Below are 18,751 nucleotides of genomic sequence, written 5' to 3' on the forward strand. Positions count from 1 at the left end.
AAATATAGCCTACTATATCTTAGAAAAAGAGAGCTCGTTTCGTGCGCCTATTTCAAAAATTTTTTATAGCTGTTTTTTTGAAGAAGCACGAACTGTGAACCAGTATGTAATGAAAATAGATAAAATGCTTAGCCAAAATGTAAAATAACCAATTTCAGACATATACGCATTGAGCATGCTGTATCTTGGCATCATAGAAAAAACGTAATCAATGATATCATTATGTACAGCCCATACAGCGGCAACAGCTATATGCCATAATTTAATCCGGTAAAACGGTACGTATAAAAGCCCTTGAAAAGCCATTGCTGCATGAGAAGCCATTAACATAAGCATCATCCAATCAATGTATCCTGTTAACACATAGACCAATACATTCATTACGACGGCCCAAATCCCGTATTTAAACAGCGTGATCATTGCTAAAGCTTCAAACAGTGAAAAATGCTTTCCAAGTAAAAAACCGATAAGTACAATAACAAAAAACAAGCTTGCCGTTGGACTATCAGGCACAAATAATAAAAACTTCTTAGGCGTTTCCGCTAATTGACTTCCATACCAAATATATCCGTAGATTGTTCCTAGTATATTCACAATCAGCAAAAGCGTTAAAAAACGCTTATCTTTTAAGGTATACCATAACCAAGCCATTTAGAAAGTCTCCTTTACATTTAATCTCTTCTTTATTATGTACAGTTTTTGAACAATAGCAAGCACCTATCTCATTGATGTAAAACACAGCATTAAATAAATTCAAAAAAAAACCAGCCCTTTGGCTGATTTTCACTATTCTTTCCCTAAGTTGCCGACAAATTCCGAGAGCGTTTTCAATTCTTTATCTGAACCTTTGAAAACACCTTTTGGCATATTGCCTTTACCATTTTTTGCGATATTGGCGATTTCTTCAGGAGATAAATCAATTCCTGTTAAAGCCGGAGCCGCAGGGCCTCCCTGTAAGTTATCACCATGACAGGTCAAGCACGTTTGTTCTTGCATAATTTTGTAGCCTTCTGAATTCTTGTCAATCGCTACTTCTTCTCTAATTTTCCCTTGCTCTTCACGCGCTTTCCAATCCACCTGCGTCGCTGACTGCCACGTTAGGAAAAAGACTGCTGCTATAGCCAAAAGCATGAATCCTGTTGCAAACGGCCTCTTAGCGGGTCTTCTTTCTGGTCCTCGATCAATGAACGGAGCAAGCATTAATGCGCCAAATGCAATCCCTGGAATAATAAATGCACCTATAATATTATATGGACCAGAAGCAAATGAATATTTAAGCAATTGATATAGGAACAAAAAATACCAGTCAGGAAGAGGCAAGTACCCCGTATCAGTTGGATCGGCAATACGTTCAAGAGGAGATGGATGAGCGATGGTTAAACATAGATAACCGATTAAAAAAACTGCCCCTACCATCCATTCTTTTAGTAAAAAGTTTGGCCAGAATGCTTCTGTTTTCCCTGGAAATTCAGAGTAATCTTTTGGAATATTGGGTTTTCGTTCTGCAGGAACACGTGAATCTCCAACAAACTTCATCCCTTTACCACGATGCATGTTCTCCCTCCTTTTTCTCACTGTTCTAGTGAAAGTACTAACAACGGAGTATGTGCTTGATGCATATGATGACTAGTGTGATTGAATACTTGAATAAAGCGTATAAAATTTTATAGTGGTCCTGAAATTCCTTGTTTACGAATCATTAAGAAGTGGGCACCCATTAAGCCAAGTAGGGCTCCGGGTAAAAAGAATACGTGAATGGCGAAAAAGCGAGTTAGTGTTTGAGCACCAACGATGTCTGGATGTCCTGAGAGTAATGTCTTCACTTGCTGGCCTATAATTGGTGTGGATTCAGCAATTTGCAAACCTACTTTCGTTGCAAAGAGCGCTTTCATATCCCACGGCAACAAATAACCTGTAAAACCTAAACCTAACATAACAAAGAAAATTAACACACCCACAATCCAGTTTAACTCGCGGGGTTTTTTGTATGCTCCTTGGAAGAAAACACGAAGTGTATGTAAAAACATCATGACGATAACCAAACTTGCTCCCCAGTGATGCATACCTCGAACAATTTGTCCGAAAGCGACTTCATTTTGCAAATAATAAACGGATTCCCATGCATTTTTTATATCTGGTACATAATACATGGTTAAAAACATACCTGATAAAATTTGAATAACGGTAACAAAAAACGTTAATCCACCAAAACAATACACAAATGCTGAAAAGTGATGTGCAGGATTTACGTGCTCTGGCACTTCATGATCGGCCACATCTCGCCATAAAGGAGTAATATCCAGCCGTTCATCCACCCAGTCATAGATTTTATTCAACATTTTCTATGCCCCTCCTTGTGGTTTGGCTTTTCCTAGATATAACGTACCGCCTTTTACCTTTTGAACGTATACATCTAACGGTCCCATCGGTGGTGTCCCCGGTACATTTTTACCGCTTTTTTCATACATTCCCCCATGACAAGGGCAGTAGAAACGATGTGGATAGTTTTTGTCACCAGCCCAGTTAACCGTACAGCCTAAATGCTTACAAATTGGTGACAGCGCGACGATTTCACCTTTATCAGTTTTGTACACCCAAGCCGATCTTGGTTCTTCTGATTTATGCCACGCATCCACTTGCTTGATTTTAAAATCGACACGTTTCGGCTCTTTTGTAATGTCTTTAACCTGCGCTACAGCTACTAAATCCTGACCCGCTTCTTTTTCCAAAATTGGGTCTACTGCAAAGCGCACCATTGGCATTAACATTCCAGCAGCCATAAATCCTCCTACACCAGTGAGCGTATAGTTTAAAAACTGTCGTCTTGATACCCGATCACCCATGCTTTTCCCCCCTTTAAAAAAGTTCAGTCCAGAGAATTTTGGACACATGATGGACCATTCTATTAAACTAGGACATAATCATGATATATTAATATTTCTGGAAGGTCAATACAATAAAAACCTAAAACATGGAAATAATCTTTATTTTTCTAAATTTTTTGTCATTATTTTGTTTGCGCTTCCATTGCTTATTCTACAGTCTTTTTAAACACTCCATTTCTCTACAAAAATCGGTAAGAGCTGTTGAACTTGTTCATGTATGAGCGTATACTTATGCGACTCATCTATATGCTCAAGCGGTAAAGCAGGTATCCAAATGCAGTACGCCCCTATTTCTTTTTCAAACTGCAGCCAGTCTCGGTCGCTAGTAAGCACAAAAAGATGTTTGACTTCATTGTCATTTATATGCTCATTCCAACGAAGTAATGTTTCATAAACAGCAGCTACTCCATCTTTTTTTAAGTATGTAAAACTAGGTGTTAAAATCACTCTTCCTTTAAATTGTCTCTCTAACTCTTCAGTAAGAGCAGTCGTATATTCACTCATAGATGCAGTAAGCTTTAAATCTTCTCCGAAATCAATTGGAATGAGTGGAACTAATACGGTATCAACATAACTTTTGGATTGTAGATACACATCCATTTCCTTGGCCTGAAGCTTCAACTTCCTTCTCCTCTCAGCAAGCTCGCTAAAGCTTGTCTTATTTATTTTTCAAAATGAATAAGAAGATAAAAAAAGAGATTGACCTTTTTCTAAGAAGCTAGCCAATCCCTCATTTATCTACTGTACATAATGGTTATTTAAATATTCGCTTAAGCGCTGAAATTCCTCTTTATCGTTTTCATCTAACGCTTTATCAATTAGTTCCATGATTTTTGATCGTTGAAACTTCTGAATAGATTCTTCCAATATTTGCTCAGCTAATACTCTGTCTTTTTCATTTGTTTGATTAGCTTTTGGCATATACGGATTGTCTTCCAGTACAGCCACATATTGAGGCGATGAATACAACGATCGGAAGTTTAATTGAATATAAATGTCTTCTTCTCGATTCAAACGAATATCATGAAATGATTTTTCTGCATCGGTTGTCATGATATTTTCTTTATAAAAACGAAATGGAGGGTCTTCCACACAGTGCGTAGACATCACCATCCCGCGAGGACAAAACTGTGCTTGCTCAACGAAGTGAACTCGTTTCATCAATTGATCATGGCTCATCAAATAATTTAAAATCCATACACATTCTCTGCGCTTCAGCTGATAATTCGTTAAAAACCAGCGAACAAATTCTTTTTTCTCGTTGACAGTAACAGGGGTCGTCATATTCTCACTTCCCTCCTCTGTGTTTAAACTCTCAGTTAAAACACCTTTTACAGTTATTTATTCCACACGGCAGCAATAAAATCCTCTGAACTATTATTTATTCTTCTAATTGAAATAATATGTCTTGAATTTCATCTACTGTTGGATCCATTGCTAATAAAGCTTGGAAAATCCCCTTCGCTTTCGAACGCTGTCCTTCTTCTAATAAGAAGTAACCATACTCTTCTAAAAACGCATACTCTTCTTTAAAAACAGTGTATGCAGATTCGTAGTATTTTAGCGCTTCTTCATAATTTTCTAATTCCTGATGAGCTTTTGCTAAATCCCATTCAAAATGAGGGTCATGCTCATTATATTCTTTGGCGTGCTCGATATTCTCTACTACATCTTCATATCTCTCTTGACTCATATAAAGTTTAGAGAGAGTTAAAATGGCTTCAATATATCCTGGATCTAGTGCAATCGCTTGTTGAAATGCCGATTCAGCCTCTTCTTCTAGACCGCTCTTTAATGCTATTTTACCTTTAAAAAAGTAAAGTTCTTTTTGAAATTCATCCTGCGCAATACCTTCGTTGACAGCCACCGCAGCCTCTTCTAGCATCTCTTCATGTTCATATGATTTTGCTAAATATAAATAAAGAGAATGGTACTCACGGTCTAACTCTTTTAGTTCTGTGAACTTTTCAATAGCGGTCTGATAATGACCTGCTTGATACGCTGAAATCGCATATTCAAATAGTGTGTTAATCTCAAGCTTATCTTTTAGCGCTTGATCAAAGTAAGGAAGCGCTTCTTCGAACTGGCCGATGCCTGCTAAACTTTCAGCTAATCGCTGACGAAGATCCGTGCCGTTAAATTCTTTTTCTGTTTTTAGCAGCGTTTGATAAAAAGGAATCGCCTTTTGATAAATTCCTTGACTGCTGTAAAATTCACCGAGCCCAAAATCGATAACGGGTTCATTTGGAAGCATTTTTTTCGCTTCCATTAACTTTTGCTCACTTACTTCACTAAGGCCTTGCATTTGATATAAATCAGCTACAAGAAGCAGAGCTGGTACGTAGTTATCATCTTCGCTGCTAATTTGATTTAAAATATGAATTGCTTCTTCTTCTTCTTCTAAATCAATAAGCATTTCAGCTTTTAATAAATACAGCTCGCCTTCTTCTGGGTATTTAGCGATGAGGTCATCTATTAAAGGCAGCGCATCATTCACTAGTCCCCACTCCTGAAGCTGTTCAGCCATTAAAAATTTTTCTTCGTCTGTAGCTTTATCTTTCAATTCATGAATAAGGGCAAGACCTTTTTCAATTTCATTGGATTCTACGTAACCTATCGCGCGGTCTAATTCTTTCACACACAATTCTCCTTTATTATTACATTCACTTTTTATATACAAATAAAACGAATTAATTTTCTATTTTTCCAAACCGAAGCAAGAACACATGCTTCTATACACCATGATAAAATAGTTTGAGCGTTTGTTCAACAAATCAATTTGAATACGCTTACATTTTTCGAATAAAAATCCGAACGAGTTTGATTCTCTATCAAGAATATCAATTCATCGTTCGGATTTTTCTTCAACCACAATGCGTTTGTTCCAGTCTTTTTCTTATTCGCTTAGTTTATCAAGATCTTCAAAGAAAGTAGGATACGAGACGTGAATAGCTTCACTTCTCATTAGCGTTACCTCTCCCGTTGCAATGGTTGCTGCGACCGCAAGCATCATTCCAATTCGATGATCTCCATAGCTGTCTACTTCACCGCTTTGCAGGGCCGTCTTGCCTTCAATAATGAGGCCATCAGCTGTTGGAGTAACAGAGGCACCGAGCTTGCTTAACTCCGTTGCAACCGTATCGATACGGTTCGTTTCTTTTACTTTTAATTCTTCGGCATCTTTAATAACTGTTTTCCCATTCGCCTGAGTCGCCAAAAGAGCGATCACTGGAATTTCATCAATTAAACGAGGAATTAAATCCTCCCCAATTTCAATCCCTTTCAACTGAGACGTTTCAATTGTCAAATCGCCAATAGGCTCTCCATTTTGAATACGTTCATTAGAAATTGTAAGGCGTGCACCCATTTGCTGAAGCACATCAATAATACCTGTTCTTGTAGGATTGAGTCCGACGTTTCTCAAAACGATTCGGCTGTTTGGAACAATGGCTCCTGCAACAAGAAAGAACGCGGCTGAAGAAATGTCACCAGGTACGTATACATCCGTTCCGCGCAGAGATTGTCCTCCTTTAATGCTTACAGTCGTTCCATCTACCTCTACGTCTACTCCAAAAGCGCGAAGCATACGCTCTGTATGGTCACGTGATGTAAAAGGCTCGGTTACTTTTGTTGTGCCTTCCGCATGAAGTCCCGCTAGTAAAATCGCTGATTTTACTTGTGCACTTGCTACAGGAGAATGGTAATGAATTGCTTTTAAAGCTCCTCCCCGAGTGGATAAAGGCGTATATTGGCCGTGCTCACGCCCATCAATCTTTGCACCCATAGAGCGCAGGGGCACCGTAACGCGGCTCATAGGACGCTTGGCAATCGACTCATCTCCAATTAGAGACGTATGAAACGGCACACCTGCAAGAATCCCAAGCATTAAACGAGTAGTCGTTCCTGAATTTCCTACATCTAGGATGGAAGTGGGTTCACTTAACCCTTCGATACCTTTACCTTCCACTTCGACATACTCGCCTTCTCTTTTAATCGATACGCCCATCTTTTCAAAACACGAAATCGTACTTAAGCAATCTTCCCCTGCTAAAAAATGATTAATCGTTGTTTTACCTTCTGCCATCGCTCCAAACATCACAGCTCTGTGAGAAATCGATTTATCTCCAGGAATAGAAATTTCTCCTTGGAGAGATGAAAGATTCGTTTTTAATTGTTTTCCACTCATTTCATTCACACCTTTCGTACATTAAGAAATAAACGTCTGATATTGATGCTGATGGAGACACGCTCTTGCCCGCTTTCTATCTTCCTCTGTTTGAAAGCTCAAACGTAATACTCCGTATATGTCTTCTCGTGTTTCTAAAATTCGAATGTTTGTAATACTGATTTCATCTTCTGCTAAATAACCCGTTACTTCTGAAATAATCCCCGGATAGTCAGGAACATCCACATAGAGATCATAAAAGGATGGAATCGCTCCTTTGGTTCGTACAGGAAGCTGATCTCTAAACTGTTTTGCTTGTGAAAAATATGTATAGATATCGTTCGCGTCTTTTCGTTCGATCATATTTCGCACGTCGTTCATTTCTTCAAGCCAGTGGTCAAACATTGAAAGAAGCGCATCCTGGTTATGAAGCAAAATATCTCTCCACATCGCTGGACTGCTTGAAGCAATACGTGTAATATCACGAAACCCTCCAGCTGCAAGCTGCGAAACTAGCTGGTTGTCTTGTTGGTAATATTCTGCTTGATGAACAAGGCTTGCAGCAATAATATGAGGAAAATGGCTGATGACACCCGCTAATTTATCATGTTCTTTTGGTGACATCACAATAATTTTAGCTTTTGTACCACTTAGCAATTCCTTTAAGCTGTTTAAAGCCTCCGAAGAAGTAGAAGATGAAGGTGTTAATACATACATTGCATTTTCAAATAAATGAGCTTTAGAAGCAGCTACTCCGCTTTTATGAGACCCCGCCATTGGATGACCGCCGATAAACTCAATGCCTTTAGAAATAAGAACCTCGGCTGTCTTCACTACCTCTTCTTTTGTACTTCCTACGTCTGTTACGATGACAGACTGTTTGAGCGTAAAATGTTCTAACTGTTTTAGCACTTCCGCTGCTTGAGTGACCGGAATGGCAATAACAATATAATCCGCTTGCTCCGCGCCTTGTTGCAAAGAAGAAGCCGCTTGGTCAATTACACCTAGGGTTTTGGCTAGCTCCAGCTGCTCTCGATTAATGTCAAAACCTATTACATCAAGATGATGGTGCGTCTTTTTTATATTAAGTGCCAGCGATCCTCCAATTAACCCCAGACCTATAACAAAAACATTTTCTTTCACTTTCCTTCACCTCATTGTACATATGAAGATGAGAGTGTGAAATCACACTCTCATCTTTTACTATATTGGGTATTAAGCTTTCGCTGCTGCTTGGTTAACAAACTGCTGAAGCAATTCAATGATTTGTTCATTTTGTTCTTTTGTTCCCACTGTAATACGAACGGAAGTTGGGAAGCCTAATGCGTTCCCTGAACGAACAATAAATCCGCGCTGCAATAAAAATTGAAACACTTCATCGCCTTGACGGCCAAAATCAATTAGAACAAAGTTAGTGAAAGAAGGATAATAGTTTAAGCCGTTCTTATCACAGAAAGCATAATATTGCTGCAAGCCTTCTTCATTTTTCTTTTTACACTCTTCAATGAACGCTTGGTCTTCAAGAGCAACGATTGCTGCTTTTTGAGCCATGCGGCTTGTATTAAAAGGTTCACGAGCCGGCTCAATTTTTTGTAGCAATGATTCGTTTGCAATACCGTAACCAATGCGCAAAGAAGCTAAGCCGTATGCTTTTGAAAATGTGCGAAGTACAATTAAGTTTTCATATTCATTCAAAAACTCTACCGTATTCGGATAGTCGGCTTGATCTGCTGCATACTCAAAATAGGCTTCATCCATAACGATTAATGTATGCTTAGGAACTTGTTTCATAAAAGAAATTAACTCATCGCCCTTCACATACGTTCCCGTTGGGTTATTAGGACTGCATACCCACACAATTGTCGTATTTTCATCAATTGCACGAAGCATAGCATCTAAATCATGATCTCCGCCGCGCAGCGGTACTTCGCGAATTTCTGCACCTTCAATTACGGCATTGTGCTTATATTGAGGAAATGATGGCGTCGGCATGACAGTATTTGTATCAGCCGATAGCAAAGCTCGGCAAATAATTTGAATGACTTCATCAGACCCATTTCCAAAAATCAGCTGATCTTGCTCTACGCCTACGTGCTTTGCTACTGCTGCACGCAGTTCAGCTGCATAGCCGTCTGGATAAAGCGCCATATTTTCGATTTCTGCAGCAATCGCCTCTTTTACTAAAGCAGAACTGCCGTAAGGATTTTCGTTAGACGCTAATTTTACAACGCGATCTAAATTAAATTCACGCTTTACTTCTTCAATTGGCTTACCTGGTTTATATGGAGATAAAGTTAGTAATTGTTCTTTTACCTTCAACGTGTTACACCTCGCATTTTTGTATAGGCGAAACGATGGATGCAACATACTCCTCAATTTGATTTAATCCGTCTCGGCGTGTATCCTTATTTAAAAGAACTTGTTCGAGCTGGCCAATTTTATTAACAATTGCACTTCCAATTACAATGCCGTCGCTATGTTCTTTTAACACCTCTACTTGTTCACTTGTTGAAATCCCAAAACCGACGGCAACCGGTATAGAAGCTGCTGCTTTCACATCTTCTAAAAAGGTTCCAATATCAGCTGGCAACGTAGAGCGAACCCCAGTAACGCCTAAAGACGACACGCAGTATAAGAACCCCGTTGCATCTGCAGCGATTTTTTGAATACGCTCTTTAGATGTAGGAGCAACCATTGAAATGTACGCAACTTCATTTTCAGCGGCAAGCTCCCGGATACGGCCACTCTCTTCGTACGGTAAATCCGGAATTAGCACTCCATCTATTTCATTTTCTCGCATTAACGCGAAAAAGGATTCTAAACCTAATTGTAACACAGGATTAAAATAGGTAAAGAGAATTACCGGTATTTTCACACCTTTTTTTCTCATCACCGATACAAGCTTAATGGCTTTTGAAATAGACATACCGCCAGATAAAGCTCTTTTGGACGCCTCTTGAATAATTGGACCATCTGCTAAAGGGTCGGAATATGGTACGCCCAGCTCTAAAATAGAAGCACCTTGCTTTTGCAAAGACAAAGCAATATCCACCGTTGCATCTTCATGAGGATCTCCTGCTGTAATAAATGGAATAAACAATGTTTCGTGTTTAGGTAGTCTCGCTTCAAACGTATTCATGTTCTTCTTCCTTCCCTTCTAGCAAGTTTACTAATGTATGAACGTCCTTATCTCCTCGACCTGACAAGCAAATTAAAATTGTTTCTTCTTTCGTCATGCTTTTAGCCAGTTCAAATGCTTTTGCCAGCGCATGGGCGGACTCAATAGCCGGGATGATTCCCTCTGTTTTCGCCAGCAGCTGAAGAGCTTCGATTGACTCATCATCCGTTACACTTTCATATTCTACTCGTCCAATAGATGAAAGGTGAGAATGCTCTGGACCGATACCTGGATAATCCAAACCTGCTGAAATAGAATAAGGCTCTGTAATTTGACCATTTTCATCTTGAAGTAAATACGTGAGCGTTCCGTGAATAACACCTTTTGTACCTTTAGCCATTTTAGCAGCATGAAGGGCTGTATTTAGTCCTTTCCCTCCTGCTTCTACGCCGATCAAGCGTACATTTTCTTCTTTAATAAAATGATAAAACATGCCGATTGCATTACTGCCGCCTCCGACGCATGCCACCACAGCATTCGGAAGTTTGCCTTCTACCGCTGTAAACTGTTCTTTTGCTTCTTCTCCAATAATTTTTTGGAAATCTCGAACCATTTTAGGATAAGGATGCGGTCCAATGGCCGAACCAATTAAGTAAAAATGATCTTCACAATGTTGAACCCAGTAGCGAATTGCTTCATTTGTTGCATCTTTTAGCGTTTTTGTTCCAGAAGTTGCAGGAATGACTTCCGCTCCTAGAAGTTTCATGCGAAAAACGTTCAACGCCTGGCGTTCAATATCTTCTTCTCCCATGAATACTTTGCATTCCATTCCGAACTTTGCAGCTACTGTAGCTGTGGCTACCCCGTGCTGACCTGCTCCTGTTTCAGCAATAATTTTTGTTTTGCCCATACGTTTAGCAAGTAAAATCTGTCCAATGGCATTATTGATTTTGTGAGCACCCGTATGATTTAAGTCTTCACGTTTTAAATAAATTTTTGCCCCGCCGAGTGTTTCGGTAATATTATCAGCATATGTTAAAGCTGTTGGTCGCCCTGAGTAATTGACGAGTAAGGATAGATACTCATCTTTAAATGCCGGATCTTTCATTGCTTGATTCAAAGCTGCTTCTACTTCTTCAAGCGGTTTCATTAATGTTTCAGGTACGTATTTTCCGCCAAATTCACCAAAGCGGCCAAATTCATCAGGATGATTGTATGTCATAGTATGATCTTCCTTTCAATCTCTATAATTTTTGTATAGTCCTTCGTTCCATTTGTTTCAATACCGCCAGAAATATCAATCGCCCCAGGCTTGTAGGGTAACAAGTTCTCAATGTTAAAAGCATTGATTCCTCCAGCAATAAAGCATTTTTTACCTAACTTTCGTGCAGCTGATTCATACTGAGGAACGAAGCTCCAATCAAAAGCGACGCCCGTTCCTCCGAATTGTTCTTTAACCTTGCTGTCAATTACATAACCGTCAGCTTCTTCATATACATGCATTTGCTGCAGCGTATCTTTATTGTGCGGGAGCGCTTTCCATACTTCATATCCACGCTGCTTTAACTCACGTACTTCAGCAGCTGTTTCTTGCCCGTGGCACTGAATCACATCTAAATTTGTCACGGAGGCAATTTTAAGTATGTGATCCACCGGTGTATTAACAAATACCCCTACTAGCGAGACTTGTTTTTTTATTTCATCCGTTACAAACTCATTTACTCGTTCAGGCTTTACATATCGTTTACTTTTAGGGTAGAAAATAAAGCCAATGTGAGTAGCAGCCGACTTTTCGATTAAAGCTATATCTTGTTTTGATCGAATCCCGCAGTACTTAATAAGCATATTCACTTTCCCCAAACAGCTTTTCAATCGCTTTGGTTTGATTATCCTGTCTCATAAGCGATTCTCCTACTAAAATAGCTTTTGCTCCGGCTTCTTTTACGTAGGAAACATCATCGTATAAGTAAATGCCGCTTTCACTTACTAAAAGCTGATCTTTCGGCACGTGCTTAGCGATTTCTTTTGTCTGCTGCACGCTGGTTTCAAACGTGTGAAGATTTCGATTATTAATTCCGATAATCTTCGGTGTAAATACAGCTAACAGCTGTTCAAGCGTTTCTAAAGAATGCACTTCTACTAAACAATCTAACTCTTTTTCAGCAGCTTGAAGATAAAGCTCTTGCAATTTTAATGGTTCAAGTGCTTCTCCAATGAGTAAAATAGCATCGGCACCGATTCTTGCACTTTCTTCCACTTGAATGGAATCAATGATGAAATCCTTGCGAAGCACAGGAATAGAGACATGCTGTTTAATATCACTTAAAAACGTTTGATGTCCTTGAAAATAGTGCTGATCCGTTAACACAGACAAAGCATCTGCTTTTCCTTCCTCGTAGGCTTTAGCAATTTCCACAGGCTGAAAATTCTCTTTTATTAATCCTTTGGAAGGAGAGGCTTTTTTTACTTCTGCAATAAGAGCCAGCTCTCGATTCGGATTTGATAAAGCTTCTAAAAATGATCGTTTTGTAACATTTTGCTGTTCGGGTAACTGTAGGTTTTGAATTTCTTCTTTTTTTGTTTCAATAATTTTATTGAGCATGTTCAACCACCTTTTTCGATTTCAATCGTTGTAATTGCGTGTATGCAGCACCTGATTCAATTGTTTCTAAAGCTACAGCTACTCCTTCTTCAAAAGTAGAAACGTTTCCGCTAACGTAAATAGCTGCAGCAGAGTTCAACACGACTGCATTTTTAGCAGTTACATTACTTTTATTTAAAAATAGCGATTCAATGAGCTCTGCACTCGATTTCGCGTCTTCTACCACCAAGTCTCCAAGCTTCCCTCTCTGTAAGTGTACATCCTCTGGTGCAAGCGTATATTCTGTAATAACATTGTCTTGCACTTCTACAATATCCGTTACATCCGTGGCACTAATTTCATCTAAACCATCTCTGCCCGCAACAAGCAGGACGTGGTTAGCTCCCAGTACAACAAGCGCTTCTGCTAATTTCCGTGCAAGCTCAATAGAATAAACGCCAATTACTTGCTTTGTGCAGTTAGTAGGGTTTGCTAACGGACCTAATGCATTAAAAACGGTTCTAAACCCTAATTCCTTTCGAGTAGCAGCAACGTGCTTCATAGCAGGGTGATAAAGCGGCGCAAATAAAAAGGACATGTTGAGGTCAGACACCGCATTTTTCACTTCTTTTTCATTTCCTTGAATCCATATATCTAGATGTTCTAACACGTCTGCACTTCCGCTTTTAGAAGACACCGCGCGATTCCCATGTTTCGCAACCTTTACTCCAGCAGCAGATGCCACAATCGCACTAGCCGTCGAAATATTAAACGTAGAGGCGCCGTCTCCTCCCGTACCGCACGTATCTACTACGTTTAATTCTTCTAGAGAAATAGCATTCATATTGTTTTTCATACCCCGGACAAAACCAACAATTTCATCGACGGTTTCTCCTCGGTACGTTAAAATGGTTAGCACGCTAGCAATTTGAGCTGCCGGGACTTTACCGTTCATAATATCATTCATAATTTTTTCTGCTTCTTCCGCTGAAAGTGACTCGCCGCGCAAACACTTTTTTAACAATTCTTTAAACATATACATCCTCCTTTTTATCGTAGATGTCTTGAGCTAATTGAATTGTTTTAATTAAAGCGCTAGCTTTATTGCGGGTTTCTTTCCACTCAAGCTCCGGTTTTGAGTCAGCAACCACTCCTGCTCCAGCCTGTATATAAGCGGTTTGGTCTTTCAAAAGAATGGTACGAATCGCAATGCACGAATCAATGTTTCCATCAAATCCGAGATATGCTACGGTTCCTGCATATACATTTCGCGCAACTGGTTCAATTTCATTTAAGATTTGCATCGCTCGCACTTTTGGAGCGCCAGATACGGTACCCGCTGGAAATGCAGAAAGCAGCGCATCAATGGGATGTACTTGTTCATCAAGGCGTCCTGTCACTTTAGAAATCAAGTGCATGACGTGCGAAAAGTTAACCTGCTGCATTAATACTGGTGTTTGGACACTTCCATACTGTGCAACTCGGCCGATGTCATTTCTTGCTAAGTCCACGAGCATATAGTGTTCTGCCCGCTCTTTTTCATCGTTAATTAAGTCTTCGTATAAGCGCGCATCTTCTTCTGCATCCTTGCCGCGTCTTCTCGTTCCTGCAATCGGATGAATTTCTAAATGGCCGTTTTCAATTTGAATCAATCGCTCAGGGGAACTTCCGATCAACTCCACTCCCTTTACTTTCACGTAAAATAAATAAGGAGATGGATTAACTAATCGCAATACTCTGTAAATATCAAATCCAGCTACGGTCGTATCAATTTGAAATCTCTGCGACAATACAGCTTGAAAAACATCTCCGCTTTTAATATATTCCTTAATTTTTTCCACATCTTGCACAAATTTATCTTTTTGGTAGGACGATGTCACGCCTTCAAAGCTAACTTCGCGCTGCTCACTTTCAAACATCATTGGCTTTTCTTTCACCGTCTGCGCTATTCTTTCAACATATCTATTGATCTCTGCTAGAGCTTCATCATGTTTTTCTTTTTTTTGCTGTTCTTTATCTTGCTCATCAAGCTGAATGTAATGAATCACCATAAGCTCTTTTGTTTGATGATTATAAGCAAGCATCGTTTGACAATAGATAAAGTGAAAAGTAGGCATGTTCAAATCGTTTTGGGCATGTACGTTTACTTTTTCAATTTGCGATACTGCGTCGTAGCTGATAAACCCTACTGCTCCTCCTTTAAAAGGAAGTGCAAGGTCTGGTACTTTCACTTTCAGCTCTTGCTGAATTTTACAAAACACCTCTTTAAAGCTGTCTCCTTGCAGCACAGGCTGAAGCTGCTTGTTTTTTGCTAGATAGGTTCCGTTTTCTTCCTCAACATACAAAAATGGGTTTAAGCCAATAAAAGAATAATTGGACCATGGTGATGATTCATCATTACTTTCAAGCAAATATACGGCTTCATCTTTTACTTGTTGAAAAAGATCAACAGGTGTCATGCTATCGATAAATATTTTTTTTATGATTGGAATGGTTAAATACTTTGTAGAGTCTTCTAAAAAAGAAGTATACGTGTTCGTCATATCTTTCAATCCTCCATTTCATGGAGAATGAGAATAGATGAGGTTATATAAAAGAGGATATAATAAATAAACCCAAAGACACATCAAAAATGGGCCTTTGGGTATACGAATGGTAAAATTCACTCAACTAAACTCTGCTCAACTGTCTCATTCTCGTCTACCCTAATCTCAACTAAACTGTCTATTGTTTTCTCATAACTAAAATCTCTAAACTAACTTGTTACCAATTGTAGTACGTTTCAAATTCATTTGTCAACTACTATCTACTTGGCTTTAGACGAAACTAAGCTTGAAGCTCTTCATTCAGCAGTTTAAGAATCACTTCATCTTCTACTTGTTGAACAAAAGGCCTGCCTATGCCTTCAAGCAGTACCATGTGAACATTGCTTGATTTAGACTTCTTGTCCGCTTTCATTCTTACGAGCAGTTTTTCAGCTGAAAGATGGTTTGGGACAGAAGTCTTGTAGCCAAATTTTTCAAACCATTTTGCAATGTCGTCCACAGGGAACTGACTTTTCCCAAGAACATTGCTGACTTTCATAGCAAACAGCATACCAATCGCAACGCCTTCTCCGTGGCTGATTTGTCCATAGCCGCACTCTGCTTCGATCGCATGACCTAGCGTATGTCCAAAGTTCAGATGGGCGCGAACGCCAGCTTCTGTCTCATCTTCTTTTACAACAGATGCTTTGACTAAAATACCGCTTTGAATAGCATAAATTAATTTTTCATCTTGTAAATCAGTCAGCGATTGTATATTTTGCTGAAGCCATTCGTAAAAAGCTTCGTCGTGAATAAAAGCGTGTTTAATCACTTCTGCAAAACCGGAACGCCATTCTCTTTCAGGAAGCGTTTTAAGAAGATCAATATCATAAACAACCGCTTCAGGCTGATAAAAAGCGCCAATCATATTTTTTCCAAGCTCATGATTAATGGCTACTTTACCGCCTACAGCACTGTCGTGAGCAAGAAGCGTCGTTGGCACTTGAATAAAAGAAACACCTCTCATGTATGTAGCGGCTACAAATCCAGCTAAATCGCCAACTACCCCTCCGCCGAAAGCAATAACGAGCGCATTGCGGTCAAGCTGCTGCTCGAGTGCAAATGTCTGACAATCGTAGTAATGTTGAAATGACTTTGCATGTTCACCGCTTGGCACTACGTATTTAGCCACTTTAAACTGCGTCTCAATCGCTTTTACAACCGCTTCTCCATAATATGAATCTACGGCTGAATCGGTGATGATTAACACGGAAGACAGATTAGGTTTTACACTCTCGACAATAGAAGGCAGCTTTTCAATTAATCCATTTCCTAAATAAAGAGGATATGTTTTGGATAAAGTTTGAATATCAATTTGCAACATTAAAACTCCCTCGCATGCGCACGCATTTTCTCAATATTTTCAGCAATTAAATCAATTCGGTCTTGTCCAAACTGTTCGATTAGCGCATTAGCCAATTCCCAAGCTACAACGGCTTCTGCGACAACGCTTGCCGCCGGCACAGCGCAGCTGTCTGAACGTTCGATGCTTGCCTCGAAGGCTTCTTTTGTTTCAATATCAACACTTTTTAACGGCTTGTAAAGCGTTGGAATAGGTTTCATTACACCGCGTACTACAATTGGCATACCTGTTGTCATGCCGCCTTCAAAGCCGCCTAAGTTGTTTGTTTTACGGGTATATCCATTCTTTTCATCCCATAGAATTTCGTCATGAACTTCGCTTCCTGGTCTGCGAGCCGCTTCAAATCCAATCCCAAACTCAACGCCTTTAAATGCATTGATACTCATAACAGCTGCAGCAATCTTCGCATCTAATTTACGATCGTAATGAACATAGCTGCCTACTCCTGCTGGCACGCCTTCAATAATAACTTCTACTACGCCTCCGATAGAATCGCCGTTTTTCTTAGCATCATCGATTGCTTGCATCATGTCTTTCTCAACAGCTGAGTCAAAACATCTTACTGGAGAAGCTTCAGTGACTTCTTGAAGTTCCTCTAAGCTTTTGTATTGAGGCGGATTTGCCTGTACCCCGCCAATTTCTAATACATGTCCAGCTACAGAAATCCCGAACTGAGCAAGGATTTGACGAGCCACAGCACCTGCTGCTACCCTTACAGTTGTTTCACGAGCTGAAGAACGTTCTAATACATTTCTCATATCGCGATGGCCATATTTGATAGCGCCGTTTAAATCGGCATGCCCTGGTCTTGGTCTTGAGATTTTACGCTTTACTTCTTCTGATTCTTCTTCAGAAATTGGCTCGATGCCCATAATTTTTGTCCAGTGTTTCCAGTCGTTATTTTCTACCGCTAACGTAATAGGAGACCCTAACGTATAGCCGTGGCGGACACCGCTTAAAATTTCCGCTTGATCTTTTTCAATTTGCATACGTCTTCCGCGACCATGACCTTTTTGTCTTCGCGCTAAATCTGTATTGATGTCTTCGGCTGTTAAAGGAAGCCCTGCCGGCACACCCTCTAAAATAGTAGTCAACTGTGGACCATGTGATTCTCCTGCTGTTAAATATCGCATAATCGTACCTCCGCTTAATATGTATTATTCGTCAGAATTTTTCCATTTTTAAATATGACTATACCATACTATAACATAAGAATGTACAAAAAGTTTCACCCTACCTTTTAAGAAACCGCTTTAGGTTGTCTCGATTAAATGGTCTTTACTTTTCTGTAAAAAAACGTATCAGCCGTTTCAAATCCATACTTTTGCGGAGTAAAAACCTGTTCTGTGCTACCTACAAATAAGATGCCGCCAGGTGCTAAATCTCTGCTGAATTTTTCATATAAAGCATGCTTAGCTTCATCTGTAAAATAAATAAGCACATTGCGACAAACAATCAAGTCAACGTTTTTTGGAAAAGAGTCTGACAGTAAGTTATGTTTTTGAAAAACAACTGTTTTTTTGATTTTTTCATCTAATAAGTACCCGGTTCCTCTTTGTTGAAAGTACTTATTTTTCATCAAAACAGGCATTTCCTGAAGTGAACGTTCATCATAAAAGCCTGTTTTTGCTTTTTCTATCACTTTTTCATCCAAATCGGTCGCCAATATAGAAATACGCGAAAGCGGAAAAAATGTTGATAAAACCATCGCTAGTGTATATGGCTCTTCCCCTGTTGAACAGGCAGCGCTCCACACTTTCAGGTCTGTTTTTCCTTTTACAAGAGTCGGTAAAATTTTCTTCTCCAATATATCCCACCGCTGATAGTTGCGATAAAACTCTGACACGTTAATCGTCATCCGATCTAAAAACTCCTCAAGCAGTTCGTTGTTACTGTTCATTGCTTGATAATATTCAAAAAAACTAGAAAAACCTTTTTTTTCATATAGGGAGGTAAGGCGGCGTTGCATTTGAGACTGCTTATATAGTGATAAATCAATGCCTGTTTTTGTTTTTATTTTCTCCACAAACGCGTCGTATTCATCTATCATTTTT

Annotated in this window: 19 protein-coding genes; all 19 read right to left on the bottom strand. The window is 39.5% G+C overall.

Annotated elements, in window-relative coordinates:
• Positions 1-63: 63 nt before the first annotated feature.
• The 19 genes from lhaT to MMB68_RS02890 all read right to left on the bottom strand — a co-directional run bounded on the left by lhaT (position 64) and on the right by MMB68_RS02890 (position 18,747).
• Positions 64-651, bottom strand: a complete 588-nt coding sequence (gene lhaT, locus MMB68_RS02800; protein ID WP_221812635.1) for a lipoprotein heptaprenylglyceryl N-acetyltransferase LhaT — start codon at positions 649-651, stop codon at positions 64-66.
• Between the two features lie 135 nt (positions 652-786).
• Entirely contained in the window at positions 787-1,554 is a 768-nt protein-coding gene (locus tag MMB68_RS02805) for a menaquinol-cytochrome c reductase cytochrome b/c subunit (protein ID WP_013058991.1), read from the bottom strand.
• 110 nt (positions 1,555-1,664) lie between these two features.
• Positions 1,665-2,339: a menaquinol-cytochrome c reductase cytochrome b subunit gene (gene qcrB, locus MMB68_RS02810; RefSeq protein ID WP_013058992.1), complete on the bottom strand. Its 675-nt coding sequence runs from the start codon at positions 2,337-2,339 to the stop codon at positions 1,665-1,667.
• A gap of 3 nt (positions 2,340-2,342) precedes the next feature.
• Entirely contained in the window at positions 2,343-2,843 is a 501-nt protein-coding gene (locus MMB68_RS02815) for a QcrA and Rieske domain-containing protein (protein ID WP_013058993.1), read from the bottom strand.
• 204 nt (positions 2,844-3,047) lie between these two features.
• The gene (locus MMB68_RS02820) at positions 3,048-3,506 is read right to left on the bottom strand and encodes a YpiF family protein (RefSeq protein WP_025750392.1); all 459 of its coding nucleotides are present in this window, start codon (positions 3,504-3,506) and stop codon (positions 3,048-3,050) included.
• A gap of 117 nt (positions 3,507-3,623) precedes the next feature.
• Positions 3,624-4,169, bottom strand: coding sequence for a ReoY family proteolytic degradation factor (locus tag MMB68_RS02825; RefSeq protein WP_013058996.1), 546 nt, complete (start codon positions 4,167-4,169; stop codon positions 3,624-3,626).
• A gap of 97 nt (positions 4,170-4,266) precedes the next feature.
• On the bottom strand, positions 4,267-5,529 hold the full coding sequence (locus MMB68_RS02830) for a tetratricopeptide repeat protein (RefSeq protein ID WP_260506726.1): 1,263 nt from the start codon (positions 5,527-5,529) through the stop codon (positions 4,267-4,269).
• 252 nt (positions 5,530-5,781) lie between these two features.
• On the bottom strand, positions 5,782-7,071 hold the full coding sequence (gene aroA / locus MMB68_RS02835) for a 3-phosphoshikimate 1-carboxyvinyltransferase (protein WP_221784496.1): 1,290 nt from the start codon (positions 7,069-7,071) through the stop codon (positions 5,782-5,784).
• Positions 7,072-7,092: 21 nt separating this feature from the next.
• Complete coding sequence (locus MMB68_RS02840; protein ID WP_269870377.1) at positions 7,093-8,193, bottom strand: prephenate dehydrogenase; 1,101 nt, start codon at positions 8,191-8,193, stop codon at positions 7,093-7,095.
• A 72-nt stretch (positions 8,194-8,265) separates the two neighbouring features.
• On the bottom strand, positions 8,266-9,369 hold the full coding sequence (gene hisC / locus MMB68_RS02845; protein ID WP_013059000.1) for a histidinol-phosphate transaminase: 1,104 nt from the start codon (positions 9,367-9,369) through the stop codon (positions 8,266-8,268).
• A 4-nt stretch (positions 9,370-9,373) separates the two neighbouring features.
• Positions 9,374-10,189 carry a tryptophan synthase subunit alpha gene (trpA, locus tag MMB68_RS02850; protein ID WP_013059001.1) on the bottom strand — a complete coding sequence of 272 codons (816 nt, stop codon included), beginning with the start codon at positions 10,187-10,189 and terminating at the stop codon, positions 9,374-9,376.
• Positions 10,176-11,390: a tryptophan synthase subunit beta gene (gene trpB / locus MMB68_RS02855; RefSeq protein ID WP_221812636.1), complete on the bottom strand. Its 1,215-nt coding sequence runs from the start codon at positions 11,388-11,390 to the stop codon at positions 10,176-10,178. Before trpB ends, trpA begins: the two co-directional genes overlap by 14 nt.
• Positions 11,387-12,013, bottom strand: a complete 627-nt coding sequence (locus MMB68_RS02860) for a phosphoribosylanthranilate isomerase (RefSeq protein WP_221812637.1) — start codon at positions 12,011-12,013, stop codon at positions 11,387-11,389. Before MMB68_RS02860 ends, trpB begins: the two co-directional genes overlap by 4 nt.
• A complete protein-coding gene (gene trpC / locus MMB68_RS02865) occupies positions 12,003-12,770 on the bottom strand; it encodes an indole-3-glycerol phosphate synthase TrpC (RefSeq protein ID WP_221812638.1) in 768 nt (255 codons plus the stop codon). The genes MMB68_RS02860 and trpC overlap by 11 nt, the downstream gene beginning before the upstream one ends.
• Positions 12,760-13,785 (bottom strand): anthranilate phosphoribosyltransferase, encoded by a 1,026-nt coding sequence (gene trpD, locus MMB68_RS02870; RefSeq protein ID WP_221784501.1) that lies wholly within the window; start codon positions 13,783-13,785, stop codon positions 12,760-12,762. Before trpD ends, trpC begins: the two co-directional genes overlap by 11 nt.
• Entirely contained in the window at positions 13,778-15,292 is a 1,515-nt protein-coding gene (gene trpE / locus MMB68_RS02875) for an anthranilate synthase component I (protein ID WP_221784502.1), read from the bottom strand. The genes trpD and trpE overlap by 8 nt, the downstream gene beginning before the upstream one ends.
• A gap of 283 nt (positions 15,293-15,575) precedes the next feature.
• Entirely contained in the window at positions 15,576-16,658 is a 1,083-nt protein-coding gene (aroB, locus tag MMB68_RS02880; protein WP_221812639.1) for a 3-dehydroquinate synthase, read from the bottom strand.
• Complete coding sequence (gene aroC / locus MMB68_RS02885; RefSeq protein ID WP_221784504.1) at positions 16,658-17,830, bottom strand: chorismate synthase; 1,173 nt, start codon at positions 17,828-17,830, stop codon at positions 16,658-16,660. The genes aroB and aroC overlap by 1 nt, the downstream gene beginning before the upstream one ends.
• Before the next feature lie 134 nt (positions 17,831-17,964).
• Positions 17,965-18,747 (bottom strand): CheR family methyltransferase, encoded by a 783-nt coding sequence (locus MMB68_RS02890; protein ID WP_221812640.1) that lies wholly within the window; start codon positions 18,745-18,747, stop codon positions 17,965-17,967.
• Positions 18,748-18,751 lie beyond the last annotated feature (4 nt).

It is taken from the genome of Priestia sp. Y58 (assembly GCF_029522095.1).
Lineage (GTDB): Bacteria > Bacillota > Bacilli > Bacillales > Bacillaceae_H > Priestia > Priestia megaterium_E.

Coding starts and splice junctions, on each gene's coding strand:
- MMB68_RS02890 (WP_221812640.1), bottom strand. CDS start 18,747: ATGATAGATGAATACGACGCGTTTGTGGAGAAAATAAAAACAAAAACA.
- MMB68_RS02815 (WP_013058993.1), bottom strand. CDS start 2,843: ATGGGTGATCGGGTATCAAGACGACAGTTTTTAAACTATACGCTCACT.
- trpE (WP_221784502.1), bottom strand. CDS start 15,292: ATGACGAACACGTATACTTCTTTTTTAGAAGACTCTACAAAGTATTTA.
- trpA (WP_013059001.1), bottom strand. CDS start 10,189: ATGAATACGTTTGAAGCGAGACTACCTAAACACGAAACATTGTTTATT.
- MMB68_RS02860 (WP_221812637.1), bottom strand. CDS start 12,013: ATGCTTATTAAGTACTGCGGGATTCGATCAAAACAAGATATAGCTTTA.
- aroA (WP_221784496.1), bottom strand. CDS start 7,071: ATGAGTGGAAAACAATTAAAAACGAATCTTTCATCTCTCCAAGGAGAA.
- aroB (WP_221812639.1), bottom strand. CDS start 16,658: ATGTTGCAAATTGATATTCAAACTTTATCCAAAACATATCCTCTTTAT.
- aroC (WP_221784504.1), bottom strand. CDS start 17,830: ATGCGATATTTAACAGCAGGAGAATCACATGGTCCACAGTTGACTACT.
- trpB (WP_221812636.1), bottom strand. CDS start 11,390: ATGACATACAATCATCCTGATGAATTTGGCCGCTTTGGTGAATTTGGC.
- qcrB (WP_013058992.1), bottom strand. CDS start 2,339: ATGTTGAATAAAATCTATGACTGGGTGGATGAACGGCTGGATATTACT.
- trpD (WP_221784501.1), bottom strand. CDS start 13,785: ATGTTTAAAGAATTGTTAAAAAAGTGTTTGCGCGGCGAGTCACTTTCA.
- lhaT (WP_221812635.1), bottom strand. CDS start 651: ATGGCTTGGTTATGGTATACCTTAAAAGATAAGCGTTTTTTAACGCTT.
- MMB68_RS02805 (WP_013058991.1), bottom strand. CDS start 1,554: ATGCATCGTGGTAAAGGGATGAAGTTTGTTGGAGATTCACGTGTTCCT.
- MMB68_RS02825 (WP_013058996.1), bottom strand. CDS start 4,169: ATGACGACCCCTGTTACTGTCAACGAGAAAAAAGAATTTGTTCGCTGG.
- trpC (WP_221812638.1), bottom strand. CDS start 12,770: ATGCTCAATAAAATTATTGAAACAAAAAAAGAAGAAATTCAAAACCTA.